This window comes from Blastococcus sp. CT_GayMR16 (genome assembly GCF_004570875.1).
Taxonomy (GTDB): Bacteria; Actinomycetota; Actinomycetes; order Mycobacteriales; family Geodermatophilaceae; genus Blastococcus_B.
Genome location: NZ_SPQK01000017.1, coordinates 59,786 through 72,722, shown reverse-complemented (window position 1 = coordinate 72,722; position 12,937 = coordinate 59,786). Strand labels below are relative to the sequence as shown.

At 72.9% G+C, this 12,937-nt stretch carries 13 protein-coding genes; 5 read left to right on the top strand and 8 right to left on the bottom strand.

The window, feature by feature from the left end; all coding sequences use genetic code 11:
* Positions 1-14: 14 nt before the first annotated feature.
* From purS to purB, 4 genes are all read right to left on the bottom strand, one after another.
* Positions 15-254, bottom strand: a complete 240-nt coding sequence (gene purS, locus E4P38_RS17005; protein ID WP_135133132.1) for a phosphoribosylformylglycinamidine synthase subunit PurS — start codon at positions 252-254, stop codon at positions 15-17.
* Between the two features lie 57 nt (positions 255-311).
* Positions 312-1,040: a PKD domain-containing protein gene (locus tag E4P38_RS17000; protein ID WP_135133131.1), complete on the bottom strand. Its 729-nt coding sequence runs from the start codon at positions 1,038-1,040 to the stop codon at positions 312-314.
* Positions 1,041-1,140: 100 nt separating this feature from the next.
* Positions 1,141-1,998 carry a phosphoribosylaminoimidazolesuccinocarboxamide synthase gene (locus tag E4P38_RS16995; protein ID WP_135133177.1) on the bottom strand — a complete coding sequence of 286 codons (858 nt, stop codon included), beginning with the start codon at positions 1,996-1,998 and terminating at the stop codon, positions 1,141-1,143.
* Positions 1,998-3,305 carry an adenylosuccinate lyase gene (gene purB, locus E4P38_RS16990; RefSeq protein ID WP_135133130.1) on the bottom strand — a complete coding sequence of 436 codons (1,308 nt, stop codon included), beginning with the start codon at positions 3,303-3,305 and terminating at the stop codon, positions 1,998-2,000. Before purB ends, E4P38_RS16995 begins: the two co-directional genes overlap by 1 nt.
* A 105-nt stretch (positions 3,306-3,410) precedes the next feature.
* Between purB and E4P38_RS16985 the strand changes: the two genes are divergently transcribed.
* Positions 3,411-4,847 carry an AI-2E family transporter gene (locus E4P38_RS16985; RefSeq protein ID WP_135133129.1) on the top strand — a complete coding sequence of 479 codons (1,437 nt, stop codon included), beginning with the start codon at positions 3,411-3,413 and terminating at the stop codon, positions 4,845-4,847.
* Here the strand turns inward: E4P38_RS16985 and purD are convergent.
* Both purD and rsgA read right to left on the bottom strand, forming a co-directional pair.
* Positions 4,844-6,100 (bottom strand): phosphoribosylamine--glycine ligase, encoded by a 1,257-nt coding sequence (purD, locus tag E4P38_RS16980; protein WP_135133128.1) that lies wholly within the window; start codon positions 6,098-6,100, stop codon positions 4,844-4,846. The genes E4P38_RS16985 and purD overlap by 4 nt on opposite strands.
* 22 nt (positions 6,101-6,122) lie before the next feature.
* Entirely contained in the window at positions 6,123-7,157 is a 1,035-nt protein-coding gene (gene rsgA, locus E4P38_RS16975) for a ribosome small subunit-dependent GTPase A (RefSeq protein WP_135133127.1), read from the bottom strand.
* A gap of 104 nt (positions 7,158-7,261) precedes the next feature.
* Here rsgA and E4P38_RS16970 point away from each other — a divergent pair, with 104 nt between their 5' ends.
* Entirely contained in the window at positions 7,262-8,287 is a 1,026-nt protein-coding gene (locus tag E4P38_RS16970) for a glycerophosphodiester phosphodiesterase family protein (protein WP_135133126.1), read from the top strand.
* A 79-nt stretch (positions 8,288-8,366) separates the two neighbouring features.
* Here E4P38_RS16970 and E4P38_RS16965 read toward each other — a convergent pair whose 3' ends face one another.
* Together E4P38_RS16965 and E4P38_RS16960 are read right to left on the bottom strand one after the other, a co-directional pair.
* A complete protein-coding gene (locus E4P38_RS16965) occupies positions 8,367-8,888 on the bottom strand; it encodes a hypothetical protein (RefSeq protein ID WP_135133125.1) in 522 nt (173 codons plus the stop codon).
* A 50-nt stretch (positions 8,889-8,938) separates the two neighbouring features.
* Positions 8,939-10,228 carry an adenylosuccinate synthase gene (locus E4P38_RS16960; RefSeq protein WP_135133124.1) on the bottom strand — a complete coding sequence of 430 codons (1,290 nt, stop codon included), beginning with the start codon at positions 10,226-10,228 and terminating at the stop codon, positions 8,939-8,941.
* A gap of 66 nt (positions 10,229-10,294) precedes the next feature.
* Between E4P38_RS16960 and E4P38_RS16955 the strand changes: the two genes are divergently transcribed.
* The 3 genes from E4P38_RS16955 to E4P38_RS16945 all read left to right on the top strand — a co-directional run bounded on the left by E4P38_RS16955 (position 10,295) and on the right by E4P38_RS16945 (position 12,925).
* On the top strand, positions 10,295-10,909 hold the full coding sequence (locus E4P38_RS16955) for a hypothetical protein (RefSeq protein ID WP_135133123.1): 615 nt from the start codon (positions 10,295-10,297) through the stop codon (positions 10,907-10,909).
* A 139-nt stretch (positions 10,910-11,048) separates the two neighbouring features.
* Entirely contained in the window at positions 11,049-12,110 is a 1,062-nt protein-coding gene (locus E4P38_RS16950; RefSeq protein WP_245161095.1) for an ABC transporter permease, read from the top strand.
* Entirely contained in the window at positions 12,107-12,925 is an 819-nt protein-coding gene (locus E4P38_RS16945) for an ATP-binding cassette domain-containing protein (protein WP_135133122.1), read from the top strand. The genes E4P38_RS16950 and E4P38_RS16945 overlap by 4 nt, the downstream gene beginning before the upstream one ends.
* Positions 12,926-12,937 lie beyond the last annotated feature (12 nt).

Below are 12,937 nucleotides of genomic sequence, written 5' to 3'. Positions count from 1 at the left end.
GGAAGTGCGTCCGTTCAGTCGGTGGAGAGGTGCAGCTCGACGTCCTCGATGACGGGGTTGGCCAGCAGCGTCTCGCCGATCTGCTTCAGCTCCGCCTCGTCGGGGGTGCCGTCGACCTCGAGCACGAAGTGCTTGCCCTGCCGGACGCTGGCGATGCTGCCGTGACCGAGGCGCCCCAGTGCGCCCAGCACCGCCTGCCCCTGGGGGTCGGAGATCTCCGGCTTGAGGACCACATCGACGACCACCCGGGACACACCGCCGAGGGTACCGGGACGCCGGAGAGCCCTTCCTTCCCCCGGCGAGATCTGCCCCTAGGGACCCCAGGTGTAGGTGCAGCCGGCGCTCGCCGTCGTCCCCGTCGGATCGGTCAGCACGGCATTGACCTCGTACGAGCCCGGCTCCGTGTACGTGTGCGAGAAGATTGCACCGAGCTGGTCGCTGTCGTTGGTGTACTCGTCGCCGTCCCCGTAGGTGATGGTGACGGTGTACGGCTCGGGCACGGCGATCTCGTGCCCGAAGAGCGTCGAGGCGCCGCCACCGGTCGGGCAGCTCATCGTCATCGCGGGCACGGCGGAGGGCGACGCGGAGGCGGTCGGCTTCACCGGAGCGGCGGACGACGTCACCGCGGACCCGCTCGCCTCGCCGGCCTCCTGGGCCGGGGGCGTCTCCCCTCCCGCCATGCCGGCGATGACTCCGCCGATGGCGGCACCGCCGAGTGCCACAGCCCCGATGACGACGGTCAGCCGCTGCCTGCGCCGCCGCCCGTCCCGCGGCTGCCGGCTCGCCGTCCGGCCGGGGGCGGCCGCACGCGGCGCGGGGCGTGACCGGCCGCCGGCGACGGGATCCGTCCGCTCCGGGCGGGAGCCGGCCGTGGCGCGAACCGGGTGCTGCTGCCGCGCCGAGCCGGCCCCGGTCGTCGAGGTGGCACTCGACCCGGCGCCCGCCGTGGCTGACCGGCTGGACCCGGCGCCCTTCTTCGACGGGGGCTGCGACCGATGCGACTTGCCCCGGTTCTGCTGCTTGCGTCCTCGTCCGCTCAACTCACCGCTCCTCACGTCCGCGCGCCCTCCGTGGCCCCCGACCGGCGCAGTGTGCGCGCGCGGATGCGCCGGGAAAACCCCTCCCGGCGCCGCAGCAGGACTACGGAAAGCTCTGGCCGGTGAGCTGTTCGTAGGCGGTGACGTAGCGCTCGCGGGTCGCCTCGACGACGTCCGACGGCAGCTCGGGTGGCGGGGAGACCCGGTCCCAGCCGGTCGACGTCAGCCAGTCGCGCACGTACTGCTTGTCGTAGGACGGCTGGACGGCGCCCGGCGACCAGGTCGCGGCCGGCCAGAAGCGCGAGGAGTCCGGGGTGAGCACCTCGTCGCCGAGCACCAGCCCGCCGTCCGCGGCCAGCCCGAACTCGAACTTGGTGTCGGCCAGGATGATCCCGGCCTCGAGCGCGATCTCCGCCGCCCGCGAGTACAGCGCCAGGGTCAGGTCCCGCAGTTCCTCGGCCCGGGCGGCGCCCACCGCGTAGACCACGGAGGCGAAGTCGATCGCCTCGTCGTGCTCTCCCACCTCGGCCTTCGTCGACGGGGTGAACACCGGCGTCGGCAGCCGCGACCCCTCGACCAGTCCCGCCGGCAGGACGACGTCCCGGATCGAACCGGTCCTCGCGTACAGATGAGTCCCCGACCCCGACAGGTAGCCGCGGGCCACGCACTCGACCGGCAGCATCTCCAGCCGACGCACGAGCATTCCCCGTCCCGCGGCCGAGGCCGGCACGTCGGACGCCGAGATCAGGTGGTGCGAGGCCCCGAACGAGGACAGCACCGGGGTGAGCTGGTCGAACCACCACACCGAGAGCTGGGTGAGGACGCGCCCCTTGTCGGGGATCGGCGTCGGCAGCACGTGGTCGTAGGCGGAGATCCGGTCCGACGCCACCAGCAACAGCCGGTCAGGACCCGCGTCGTAGATCTCGCGCACCTTCCCCCGGGCGACGAGCGGGAGATCGATCACGTCAGCGCGGCCAGCCGGTCGAACAGCGGCCCGAGGTTGGCCACGTACTGCTCGGGCCGGCAGATCTCGTCCAGCCGCACCTCGTCCAGGGGCACGCCCGAGGCCTCCGCCTTCACGCGCAGCGTCTCCCGGAACGGGGTGCCGGCCTGCCACGTCTCCATCGCCGCGGACTGCACGAGCGAGTACGCGTCCTCACGGGACAGCCCGCCCTCGACCAGCTCCAACAGCACCGACGACGTGTAGATGAGCCCGCCGGTGGACTCGAGGTTGGTCCGCATCCGGTCGGCGTCGACGACCAGGGTCTCCACCAGCCCGGCGGTCAGGTTCAGCAGGTAGTCGGTCGTGATCGCGGCGTCGGGGAGGAACACCCGCTCGGTCGAGGAGTGCGAGATGTCGCGCTCGTGCCACAGCGGGATGCCCTCCATGATCGGCACGATCGCCGCGCGCACGGCCCGCGCCAGCCCCGCGATCCGCTCGGAGCGGATCGGGTTCTTCTTGTGCGGCATCGCGCTGGAGCCCTTCTGGCCCGCGCCGAACGCCTCCGACAGCTCCCGCACCTCGGTGCGCTGGCCGTGCCGCACCTCGAGCGCGATCGCCTCGCAGACCGTCGCGATGATCGCCAGCGCCGAAACCCATTCGCTGATCGAGTCGCGGATGACCACCTGGGTGGAGGCGTCGGCGGGGCGCAGGTCCAGCTTCTCGGCGACGAAGACCTCGACCGAGGGGTCGATCAGCGAGTACGTGCCGACGGCGCCGGAGATCGCGACGACCCCGACCCGCGAGCGCGCCTCGCGCAGCCGGTCCCGCGACCGGGCCATCGCGAAGGCGAGGTCGGCGACGCGGTGCCCCCACACGTCGGGCTCGGCGTGGACGCCGTGCGTGCGGCCCACCTTGATCGTGTTCCGGTGCGCCAGACCGTGGTCCCGGAGCGCGGCGACCAGCCGGTCGGCCTTCGCCAGCAGGACGTCCGTGGCATCGGTCAGCTGCACCGCGAGCGCGGTGTCCAGCAGGTCCGACGACGTCATGCCGTGGTGCACGTAGGCCGCGGCCGAGCGCGGCGTCGTGTTGTCCGCCCACGCGGTGAGGAAGGCGATGACGTCGTGCTGCGTCGTCTCCTCGATCTCAGCGACCCGCTCGGGGGTCGGCGGCGGGGCGTTGCGGACCGGCTCCACGACGTCGGCGGGCACGCGCCCGGCGGCGGCGTGCGCCTCGAGGACCAGCGTCTCGACCCGGCACCACAACTCGTACTTGTGCTGGTCGCTCCACACCCGCCCCATCTCCGGGAGCGTGTAGCGCTCGATCATGCGGGTACCACCTGACACAGCTCAGCTCGTCGCACCACGAGGTACATCCTCCCGCAGGGCTAGCGTGATCATGGACGGCCCCCGGGCCCGAGGGGAGGATCGACGATGCTGCGACGGGCCAGCGTCCTCACCGAACGGGCGCGGGAACGCATCCGAGCCGCCCGCGAGCACGACCCGCACGCGTGGCCGGAGCGCGACGACGACCGCGCCATCCTCGTCCACGACGACGACCCGGAGCCGATCGACTTCGTCGAGATCCCCCCGGACGACGACCCGGACGGCGGCGCCACGACTCCCCCGCTGGGCAGCCCCGAACCCGGCGCCCCGGACGTCGACGGAGCCGTCGCGTCCGGCGGGGTCAGCGGGCCGCCCCAGGGCGGTCGCCCGCACCGGCCCGGGGAGCGCTCCCGCCGGCTGATGACGACGAGTGGGCGCGACGGCCCGCCGGAGGCCGGGGTCCCGAACGGGCTGCGGACGGCGGCGGCCTACTCGTGGCGGTTCATCGTCGTGATCGCCGGCTTCTACGTGCTGCTCTACGCCGCGGCGTACGTCGCGGTCGTCGTCGTCCCGGTGATCGTCGCGCTGCTGCTCGCAGCATTGCTGCAGCCGGGCGCGGCCTACCTCGTCCGGCACGGCTGGCCACGGTCGCTGTCCGCGTTCACGATGCTCATCGTCGGCCTCGGTGTGGTCGCCGGGATCATCACGCTCGTCGTCGAGCGGTTCTCCGCCGGCTTCTCCGACCTCGCCGGCCAGGTCAGCGAGGGCATCGGGCAGGTCCAGAGCTTCGTCGTGCGCACGTTCCCGATCACGCGGAACCAGCTCGAGGACGCGGTCGGTCAGTTCCAGCAGACCCTGGTCGACAACCAGGACTCCATCGCCTCCGGCGCCCTCACGACGGCGGCCACGGTCGGTGAGGTCATCGCCGGGTTCTTCCTGGCGCTGTTCACGCTGTTCTTCTTCCTCAAGGACGGGCGTTCGATCTGGCTGTGGCTGGTCGGCCTCTTCCCGGGCGACTCCCGCGCCTACATCGACGAGGCGGCCCGTCGCGCCTGGCGCACGCTCGTCTCCTACGTCCGCGCGACGGCCGCCGTCGCGCTGATCGACGCGATCGGCATCGGCATCGGCCTGGCGATCCTGGGGGTGCCGCTGGTCATCCCGCTGGCCGCACTGGTGTTCCTCGGGGCGTTCATCCCGATCCTCGGCTCGTTCCTCGCCGGCTCGGTGGCGGTGCTGGTCGCGCTCGTCTCCCAGGGACCGATCACCGCGCTCATCGCGCTCGCCATCGTCGTGCTGGTCATGCAGGTCGAAGGGCACATCCTGCAGCCGCTGCTGCTGGGCCGGGCGGTGCGGGTGCATCCGCTGGCCATCGTCCTGGCGATCGCCGCCGGCCTGCTCATCGCCGGCATCTTCGGCGCCCTGATCGCCGTCCCGATCGTGGCGTGCGCGAACGTCGCGGGCACCTACCTGAGCCGCCGGCACGACGGTCCGCGACCGCCGGAACCGCGCCCCGAGCGGGCCCGGCCGGCGGTCACCGCCGGCTAGCCGACGACGATCCGGCCCTCGACGGCGGCGAGCGCGATGTCGGTCCGCCAGTGCGCGTCGGCGAGCCGGACCGCGGCCACCCGCTCGTAGGCCTGCTGCCGGGCGGCGGCGAGGTCGGCACCGATCCCGGTCACGGCGAGCACGCGGCCACCCGCGGAGATCACATGCCCGTCCGCCGACAACGCGGTACCGGCGTGCAGCACGCCCTCGCCGTCGGCACCGGTGATCGGCGAACCGGTGCGCGGCGCCTCGGGATAGCCGGGCGCCGCGACGACGACGGTCACCGCCGCACCGTCGCGCCACCGCAGCGGCGGGTGCTCGGCGAGCGTCCCGGTGGCCGCTGCGTGCAGCAGGCCGGCCAGCGGCGTCTCCAGCAGCGGCAGCACGACCTGGGTCTCCGGGTCGCCGAAGCGCGCGTTGAACTCGACCACCCGCAGCCCGCGGGACGTGAGGGCGAGACCGGCGTAGAGCAGGCCGCTGAACGTCTCGCCGCGACGGGCCATCTCGTCGACGGTCGGCTGCAGCACGGTGACCAGCACCTCGTCGACCAGTCCGGGGGGTGCCCAGGGCAGCGGCGCGTAGGCACCCATCCCGCCGGTGTTGGGGCCGCCGTCGCCGTCGTCCCGGCGCTTGTGGTCCTGGGCGGGCAACAGCGGCAGCACCGTCGTCCCGTCGGTGACGGCGAACAGCGACACCTCGGGCCCGTCGAGGTACTCCTCGACCAGCACCGCACCGCCGGCGTCGAGCACCCGGGAGCCGTGCGCGACCGCGGCCGCCCGGTCGTCGGTGACGAGCACGCCCTTGCCCGCGGCCAGGCCGTCGTCCTTCACGACGTAGGGGGCACCCGCCTCGTCCAGCGCGGTCTCCAGCTCCGCCGGACCGCCGACCGGCCACGACCGCGCGGTCGGCACGCCCGCGGCAGCCATCACGTGCTTGGCGAAGGACTTGCTGCCCTCGAGCTGGGCGGCCTCGGCCGACGGCCCGAAGCAGGGGATGCCGGCATCCCGGACGGCGTCGGCGGCACCGGCGACCAGCGGCACCTCGGGGCCGATCACCACGAGCTCGGCGCCCCAGTCGGCGGCGACGCGGGCGACCGCATCGGGGTCCGCGGCGTCGACCGCGAGCGGTTCGGCGACCGCGCGGGTGCCGGCATTGCCGGGCGCGCAGGCGAGCGCACTCACCGCAGGGTCGGAGGAGAGAGCCACGCACAGGGCGTGCTCCCGGGCACCGGAGCCGATCACCAGCACGCGCACGAAGACCGAATCTAGGGGACGGTCACCGCAGCCGGTTGGGCTGCTCCCGGATCGCCCGGTGGAACGAGCGCATCCGCGCCTTCTCCGCGGCCCGGGCGCGGGCGTCGACGCGCAGCAGCTGACGATGTGCCTCGGCCTGCAGCTTGCGCCACGCGCTGTACCGGGCGGGGTCCAGCCGGCCGCCGTCGATGGCGGAGGCGACCGCGCAGCCCGGCTCGGTGCGGTGCTGGCAGTCGCGGAACCGGCAGTCGGCCGCCAGCAGCGCGACGTCGGCGTAGGCGGTGTCCACGCCCTCGCCGTCGTCGTAGAGCGCCAGCTCGCGCATGCCGGGGGTGTCGACCAGCAGCCCGCCGCCCGGCAGCAGGTGCAGCTCGCGCGCTGTCGTCGTGTGCCGGCCGCGGCCGTCGCTCGCCCGGATCCCGCCGATCTCGGCGATGGTCCCCCCGGCCAGCGCGTTCACCAGGCTCGACTTCCCGACGCCCGACGGGCCCACCATGGCTCCCGTCCGGCCGGGTGGGAGGAGGTCGCGCACGGCGTCCAGGCCCGCGCCGGTGACCGAGCTGACCGGCAGCACATCGACGCCGAAGGCGTCCTCGCGGACCTGCTCCGCCGCCGCCGCGACGTCGTCGCAGAGGTCGGCCTTCGTGAGGACGACGACCGGCGTCGCGCCGCTGCTCCAGGCGACGGCCAGATAGCGCTCGACCCGCCGCAGGCGCGCATCCGCGGACAGCGAGTCGACGACCAGGACGGTGTCCAGGTTGGCCGCGATCACCTGCGCCGCCGACGTCCGGCCGGCACCGGTACGGACGAAGGCACTCGTCCGGGTGAGGACGGCGACCGCGAGTTCGCCGCGCACCGCGACCCAGTCACCCACGGCCGGGCCGGACAGACCGGACTCGTCGTACAGCGCGGCGGCCGGGTGCACCCGGCTCTCCCCCTCGGCCGTCAGGACGCTCAGGCGGCCCCGGTCCACGCGCGATACCCGCGCGGGGACGGATCCGGCGGGCAGCTCGGCGGCGCGGCCGAGCGTCCATCCCAGCTCTGAGAGATCAGTCACGGCTGCATGGTCGCGCCCAGTTCAGCGTCGTGTCTTTCGAATTGTTGGCAACACGTTCGCTTCAGTTCGCCGTCCGGCCATCCGATTCATGTGTGGTGAGGGACATGCGTGCGATGGAGTCGCTGGCCGTGCGACCAGCGACCCGCCTTGCCCAGCCCGTGGTCATCGGCCACCGGGGCGCCCCGGCGTACCGCCCGGAGCACACGGCCGCCAGCTACCAGCTGGCGATCGACCTCGGTGCCGAACTGATCGAGCCGGACGTGGTGGTCAGCCGGGACGGCGTCCTCGTCGTCCGCCACGAGAACGAGCTCAGCCTGTCGACGGACGTCGCCGGCCGCGCGGAATACGCCGACCGTCGCACCACCAAGGAGGTGGACGACCAGGTCTGGACCGGCTGGTTCGCCGAGGACTTCACGCTCGCCGAGCTGCGCACGCTGCGCGCCGTCGAGCGGATGCCCGAGCTCCGGCCCCTGAACAGCGCCTACGACGGGCACTTCGGCATCCTCACGCTCGGCGAGGTGATCTCGCTGGTCCGCACCCGCTCCACCGACGACCGGCCGATCCGGGTGCTGGCCGAGCTGAAGCACGCGAACTGGTCCACCGAGCACGGCCTGCCGATGGCCGAGCTGGTCGCCGCGGAGCTGCGCCGGCTCGACGCCACCGACGCCTCCGGGCCGGTGATGCTGCAGTCCTTCGAGCCGGCGGTCCTGCGTGACCTCCGCGCCCGCCTCGGCGAGAGCGGCCCCGAGATGGTCCAGCTGGTCGACGACCACGGCACGGGCGACCGGATGGTGAGCCGGTCCGGACTCCGCGAGATCTCGACCTACGCCCAGGCCATCGGACCCAGCCGCGACCGCATCCTCGGCAAGGACGGCACGCCGTCCGGCAGCACCTCGATGCTCATCGACGAGGCGCACCGGGCCGCCCTGTCGGTGTTCTGCTGGACGCTGCGGGCGGAGAACGCGTTCCTACCGGAGCGCCTGCGCCGCGGCGACGCCCCTGGCGGGCTCGGCGACGCGCTCGGCGAGGCCCGCCAGCTGCTCGCCCTGGGCGTCGACGGCCTGATCACCGACTCCCCCGACCACGCCGCCCAGGCCGTCGCGGAGTTGAGGATCGCCACCCTCGTGTGAATGAGGCACGCACCCGGTCTGATGGTCTCGAAAGCCGCGGTAGAAATCAGCCTTGGGGACACGGAGTGAGTCCGGGGGGTCAGACGGCGGGCCAGTACTGCTGAACCTCGACAGCCACGTCCACCAGCGACGACCCGTCGACGGTGTCTGCTGCCAAGCGGAAGCTTGGCGAATAGCAGCCGTCGAGATCCATCCAGCCCTCGTTGCCGGACACCTGCTTCCAGGCATCGCCCAGGACGTCGCTGGCAGCCGCCTCTACGTCAACAGCGTCCACGACCACGCGCCATCGAACGAGAAACCGCTGCTCGTCACACCCATTCATGGTGGCCGGGAAGGACTCGTAGTCCGGCCCGGATGCCGTCGTCCACTCGTCGCCTTCGAATGCCCGGAGCTGGGTCGACCAAGCGTCCTGCAGAGCCCAGTGGTCCAGCGCCGTCGGGAATTCGGGCGCCTCACCCACGACCAGGGTGTCGATCGGCTCTTCGCTCCAGGGTTCCCCGGCTGCACTTGTCGCAACTGCCGACGATCCCGAGCCGTCAACCACAGCCGTGCAGCCGGTGAGCAGGCCGAGCAACCCGAGAACAACTGCGCGACGGAGCATCGGGCGAGCTTGAGTCGAGGAGGCGCGGCCGCCCCGCACCGTCGGAGGTCTCAACCGATCAGATCGTTGATGACCACGTTCTCGTCGCGGCCGGGGCCGACGCCGATCACGCTGATCCGCGCACCGGCGAGCTCCTCCAGCCGCCGCACGTAGGCCTGCGCGTTGGGCGGCAGCTCGTCGAACGTGCGGCAGTGCCGGATGTCCTCGAACCAGCCGGGCATCTCTTCGTAGACCGGCGTCGCGTGGTGGAAGTCGGTCTGCGTCATCGGCATCTCCTCGTGCCGGACGCCGTCGACGTCGTAGGCGACGCAGATCGGCACCGTCTCCAGGCCGGACAGGACGTCGAGCTTGGTGAGGAAGTAGTCGGTGATCCCGTTGACCCGGCTGGCGTACCGCGCGATGACGGCGTCGAACCAGCCGCAGCGGCGATCGCGACCGGTGGTCACACCGACCTCGCCGCCCTGCTTGCGGAGGTACTCGCCGTTGGCGTCGAACAGCTCGGTCGGGAACGGCCCGGAGCCGACCCGGGTCGTGTACGCCTTGAGGATGCCGACGACGCGCTCGATGCGGGTGGGCCCGATGCCCGATCCGACGGCTGCCCCGCCCGCGGTCGGGTTCGACGACGTCACGAACGGATAGGTGCCGTGGTCGACGTCGAGCAGCGTGCCCTGGGACCCCTCGAGCAGTACCCACTCGCCGGCGTCCAGAGCCTTGCCGAGCAGCAGCCGGGTGTCGACGATGCGGTGCTTCAACTGCTCCGCGTACGCCGCGTACTCCTCGACGACCTCGTCGACGTCGATCGCCTTGCGGTTGTAGACCTTGACCAGGATCTGGTTCTTCTCCTGCAGGGTCCCCTCGAGCTTCTGCCGCAGGATCGACAGGTCGAGCAGGTCCTGCACGCGGATGCCCACACGGGCGACCTTGTCGCCGTAGGCCGGGCCGATGCCACGGCCGGTGGTGCCGATCTTGCGCGAGCCCAGGAACCGCTCGGTGACCTTATCCAGGGCCCGGTGGTGCGGCATGATCAAGTGCGCGTCCGAGGAGATCACCAGGCGCGAGGTGTCCACCCCCCGCTCGTCGAGGCCCGCGAGCTCGCCGATGAGCACCTCGGGGTCGATGACCACCCCGTTGCCGATCACCGGCGTGCACCCGGGGGTGAGGATCCCGGACGGGATGAGGTGCAGGGCGTACTTCTCGCCGTCCGGCGTGATCACCGTGTGCCCGGCGTTGTTGCCGCCCTGGTAGCGGACGACGTAGGGCACGCGACCGCCGAGCAAGTCGGTGGCCTTTCCCTTGCCCTCGTCGCCCCACTGGGCACCGATCAGCACGACAGCCGGCATCGGGTCCTGGTTCTCCTCACAGATCGGCACCGGAGGTTCCCGGCTGGCAAATGGCAGGGTATCCGCATGGCCTCCGTCGAGCTGGATCTCCGCCGTCTGGAGCCGGGCAGGGCCCCCCGACCGGAGGACGTCGCCGACGCCGCCACCGCCGATTCGATCGCCGTCCGGGGTCCGGTGCCCGCGCTCGCCGCCGTCCTCACCGTGCTGTTGAAGGCCGAGCGCAGCGCACAGGTACCGGTCGCGTGGGAGCCCACCGGCGACAAGGACTCCGTGGCGCTCGCCCGGGACATCGGCGTCGGCACCGGTGAGCAGCGTGAGCTCGGGCTGGTCCGGGACGACCACGGCGGCGTCCTCCTGCACCACGGCCGGATCGAGGCCGCCGGTGACGGGCGCCGCGCCCTGAGCCGCCGGCTGGGCCTGCAGGCCCACCACGACGACATCAAGGTCGCCGACGGCGAGATCACCCGCATCGACGTGCGCCCGGACTGGCGGGCGGTCGACACGATCGGCGTGACCGTGATGATGCAGCCGCTACGGCCCACCCGGCAGACCAGCGGCCGTGCCCTCCAGGTGGCCTCGGACCCCGCGCGGATCGTGCGCGACGGCGTTGCCTACCCGCGTCCGGTGAACCGCTGGACCTGGTACGCCGACCACCGGATGCGCTGGCTGCTCCAGCCCTGACGCCTCGCCGGCTCGCGGCGGGCCTCTGCGGGGGGCCGGCGGCGTCGTGGACACTGGACCGCATCCCGCTTGTCGAGGAGGCCCCGCTGCCGACGTCCTGCGCCCCGACCGGGTCAGGGCTGCCCCACGGGCCCTGCCGGTGATCAGCGATCGCCTGCCCACGCTGGGCGCGGCGCCTGCCGAGATGCCGCGCGGCCGCCGGCTGCTGACGCGGGCACTGGCCCGGCCGAGCCTGCCCGCCCTGGTCGGCCTCCTGGTGGTCGTCGCCGTCTTCGGCGTGCAGGCGCCCGAACTGCTCACCTCGGGCGGCCTGGCCAGCGTCCTCGATGCGGCCGCGCTGCTGGGCATCGGCGGCGTCGCGGTCGCCCTGCTCCTGATCGCCGGCCAGTTCGACCTCTCCATCGGCGTCCTGGCCGTGGCGAGCTCCCTGGTGACCGCGCTGCTGATCGAGCAGGCCGGCTGGGACACCTGGCCGGCCCTGCTGGTCTCCTTCGGCGCGTCCCTGCTGGTGGGCCTGGTCAACGGGTTCCTCGTGGTGAACACCGGCCTGCCCAGCTTCCTCGTGACGCTGGCGACCTTCCTCGTTCTCCAGGGGACGTCGCAGGCCGGCGTGTCGGCACTCGCCGGGTCGGTGCGGGTGACCGGCGTCGACGAGGCCCCCGGCTGGGCCGCCGCCGACGCCGTGTTCGGCGCGACGGTGCACCTGGGGGACGGCCGCTTCCGGGTGTCGCTGCTCTGGTGGCTCGGGCTCACCGCCCTGGCCTCGTGGGCGCTGTGGCGCACCCGGTTCGGCAACGCCGTCTTCGCCAGCGGGGGTGCCCGCCGGGCCGCGCGGCAACTGGGCGTACCCGTCCGGCGGACGACGCTCACCCTCTTCTGCCTGACGGCTGCGGCCGGATGGCTGATCGGCACCCTCGGACTCGTCCGGCTGGACGGCGTGCAGGTCGGTGCGCCGGGCCTGGCGACGGCGGTGGACTTCATCGTCGTGGCCGTCATCGGAGGGTGCCTGCTCACCGGCGGCTACGGCTCGGCCGTCGGTGCGGCGATCGGGGCGCTGCTCTACGCCGTGGCCCGGCAAGGCATCGCGCTGGCCGGCTGGGACCCGCCCTGGTTCCAGGCGTTCCTCGGCGTGCTCCTGCTGGTGGCATTGCTGGCCAACGCCGTCGTGCGCTACCGCCTGAAGGCGGTGCCCCGGTCATGACGGGGCCCGTCGAGCAGTCCGCCGTACCGGCCCTCGAGCTCCAGCGACTGAGCGTCCGCTACGGCAGCGTGCACGCGCTGTCCCGGGTCAGCGCCACCGTGCCGGCCGGCCAGATCACCTGCGTGCTCGGGGAGAACGGCTCGGGGAAGTCCACGCTCGTGGCCGTACTCTCCGGGCTGCGCCGGCACGACGAGGGCCAGCTGCTGATGACCGGGGAGCCGGTCCACTTCCGGTCCCCACAACAGGCCCGGGCGGCCGGGATCGCCACCGTCTGGCAGGACCTCGCCGTCGCCCCGCTGCTGTCGATCTGGCGGAACTTCTTCCTCGGCGCCGAGCCCACTCGCGGGGTGTGGCCGCTGCGGCGGCTCGACGTCGACCGCGCCCGGGAGATCACGGTCCAGGCGATGGCCCGGGTCGGGGTGACCGGGCTCGATCCCGACCAGCCGGCGAGCACGCTGCAGGCCGGCGCCCGGCAGAGCCTGGCGATCGCCCGCGCGCGGCACTTCGGCGTCCGCGCGCTGGTCGTCGACGAGCCGACGGCGCCCCTGACCGTCGGGCAGCAGACGCTGCTGCTGCAGGCGATCGTGGCGGCCCGCAGCCAGGGCCTGGCGGTACTGCTCGTGACGAACAATCCGCGCTACGCCCACCTCGTGGGTGACCGCTTCCTGCTCCTGGCTCACGGCCAGGTGGCCGGCAAGCTCACCAGGGAGGACGTCGACGCCTCGGACCTGATGCGGCTGATGGCCGGCGGGGAGGAGTTCAGCGCCCTGACCTCGGCACTGACGGACCTGCACTCGGAGCTGGGCGAGCGCTGACGGCTCCGCCCG

Excerpts from the sequence above, each read along its gene's own strand:
- E4P38_RS16960 (WP_135133124.1), bottom strand. The coding sequence starts at position 10,228 with ATGCCGGCTGTCGTGCTGATCGGTGCCCAGTGGGGCGACGAGGGCAAG.
- purB (WP_135133130.1), bottom strand. The coding sequence starts at position 3,305 with ATGATCGAGCGCTACACGCTCCCGGAGATGGGGCGGGTGTGGAGCGAC.
- E4P38_RS16945 (WP_135133122.1), top strand. The coding sequence starts at position 12,107 with ATGACGGGGCCCGTCGAGCAGTCCGCCGTACCGGCCCTCGAGCTCCAG.
- E4P38_RS16970 (WP_135133126.1), top strand. The coding sequence starts at position 7,262 with ATGCGTGCGATGGAGTCGCTGGCCGTGCGACCAGCGACCCGCCTTGCC.
- E4P38_RS16985 (WP_135133129.1), top strand. The coding sequence starts at position 3,411 with ATGCTGCGACGGGCCAGCGTCCTCACCGAACGGGCGCGGGAACGCATC.
- E4P38_RS16965 (WP_135133125.1), bottom strand. The coding sequence starts at position 8,888 with ATGCTCCGTCGCGCAGTTGTTCTCGGGTTGCTCGGCCTGCTCACCGGC.
- E4P38_RS16955 (WP_135133123.1), top strand. The coding sequence starts at position 10,295 with ATGGCCTCCGTCGAGCTGGATCTCCGCCGTCTGGAGCCGGGCAGGGCC.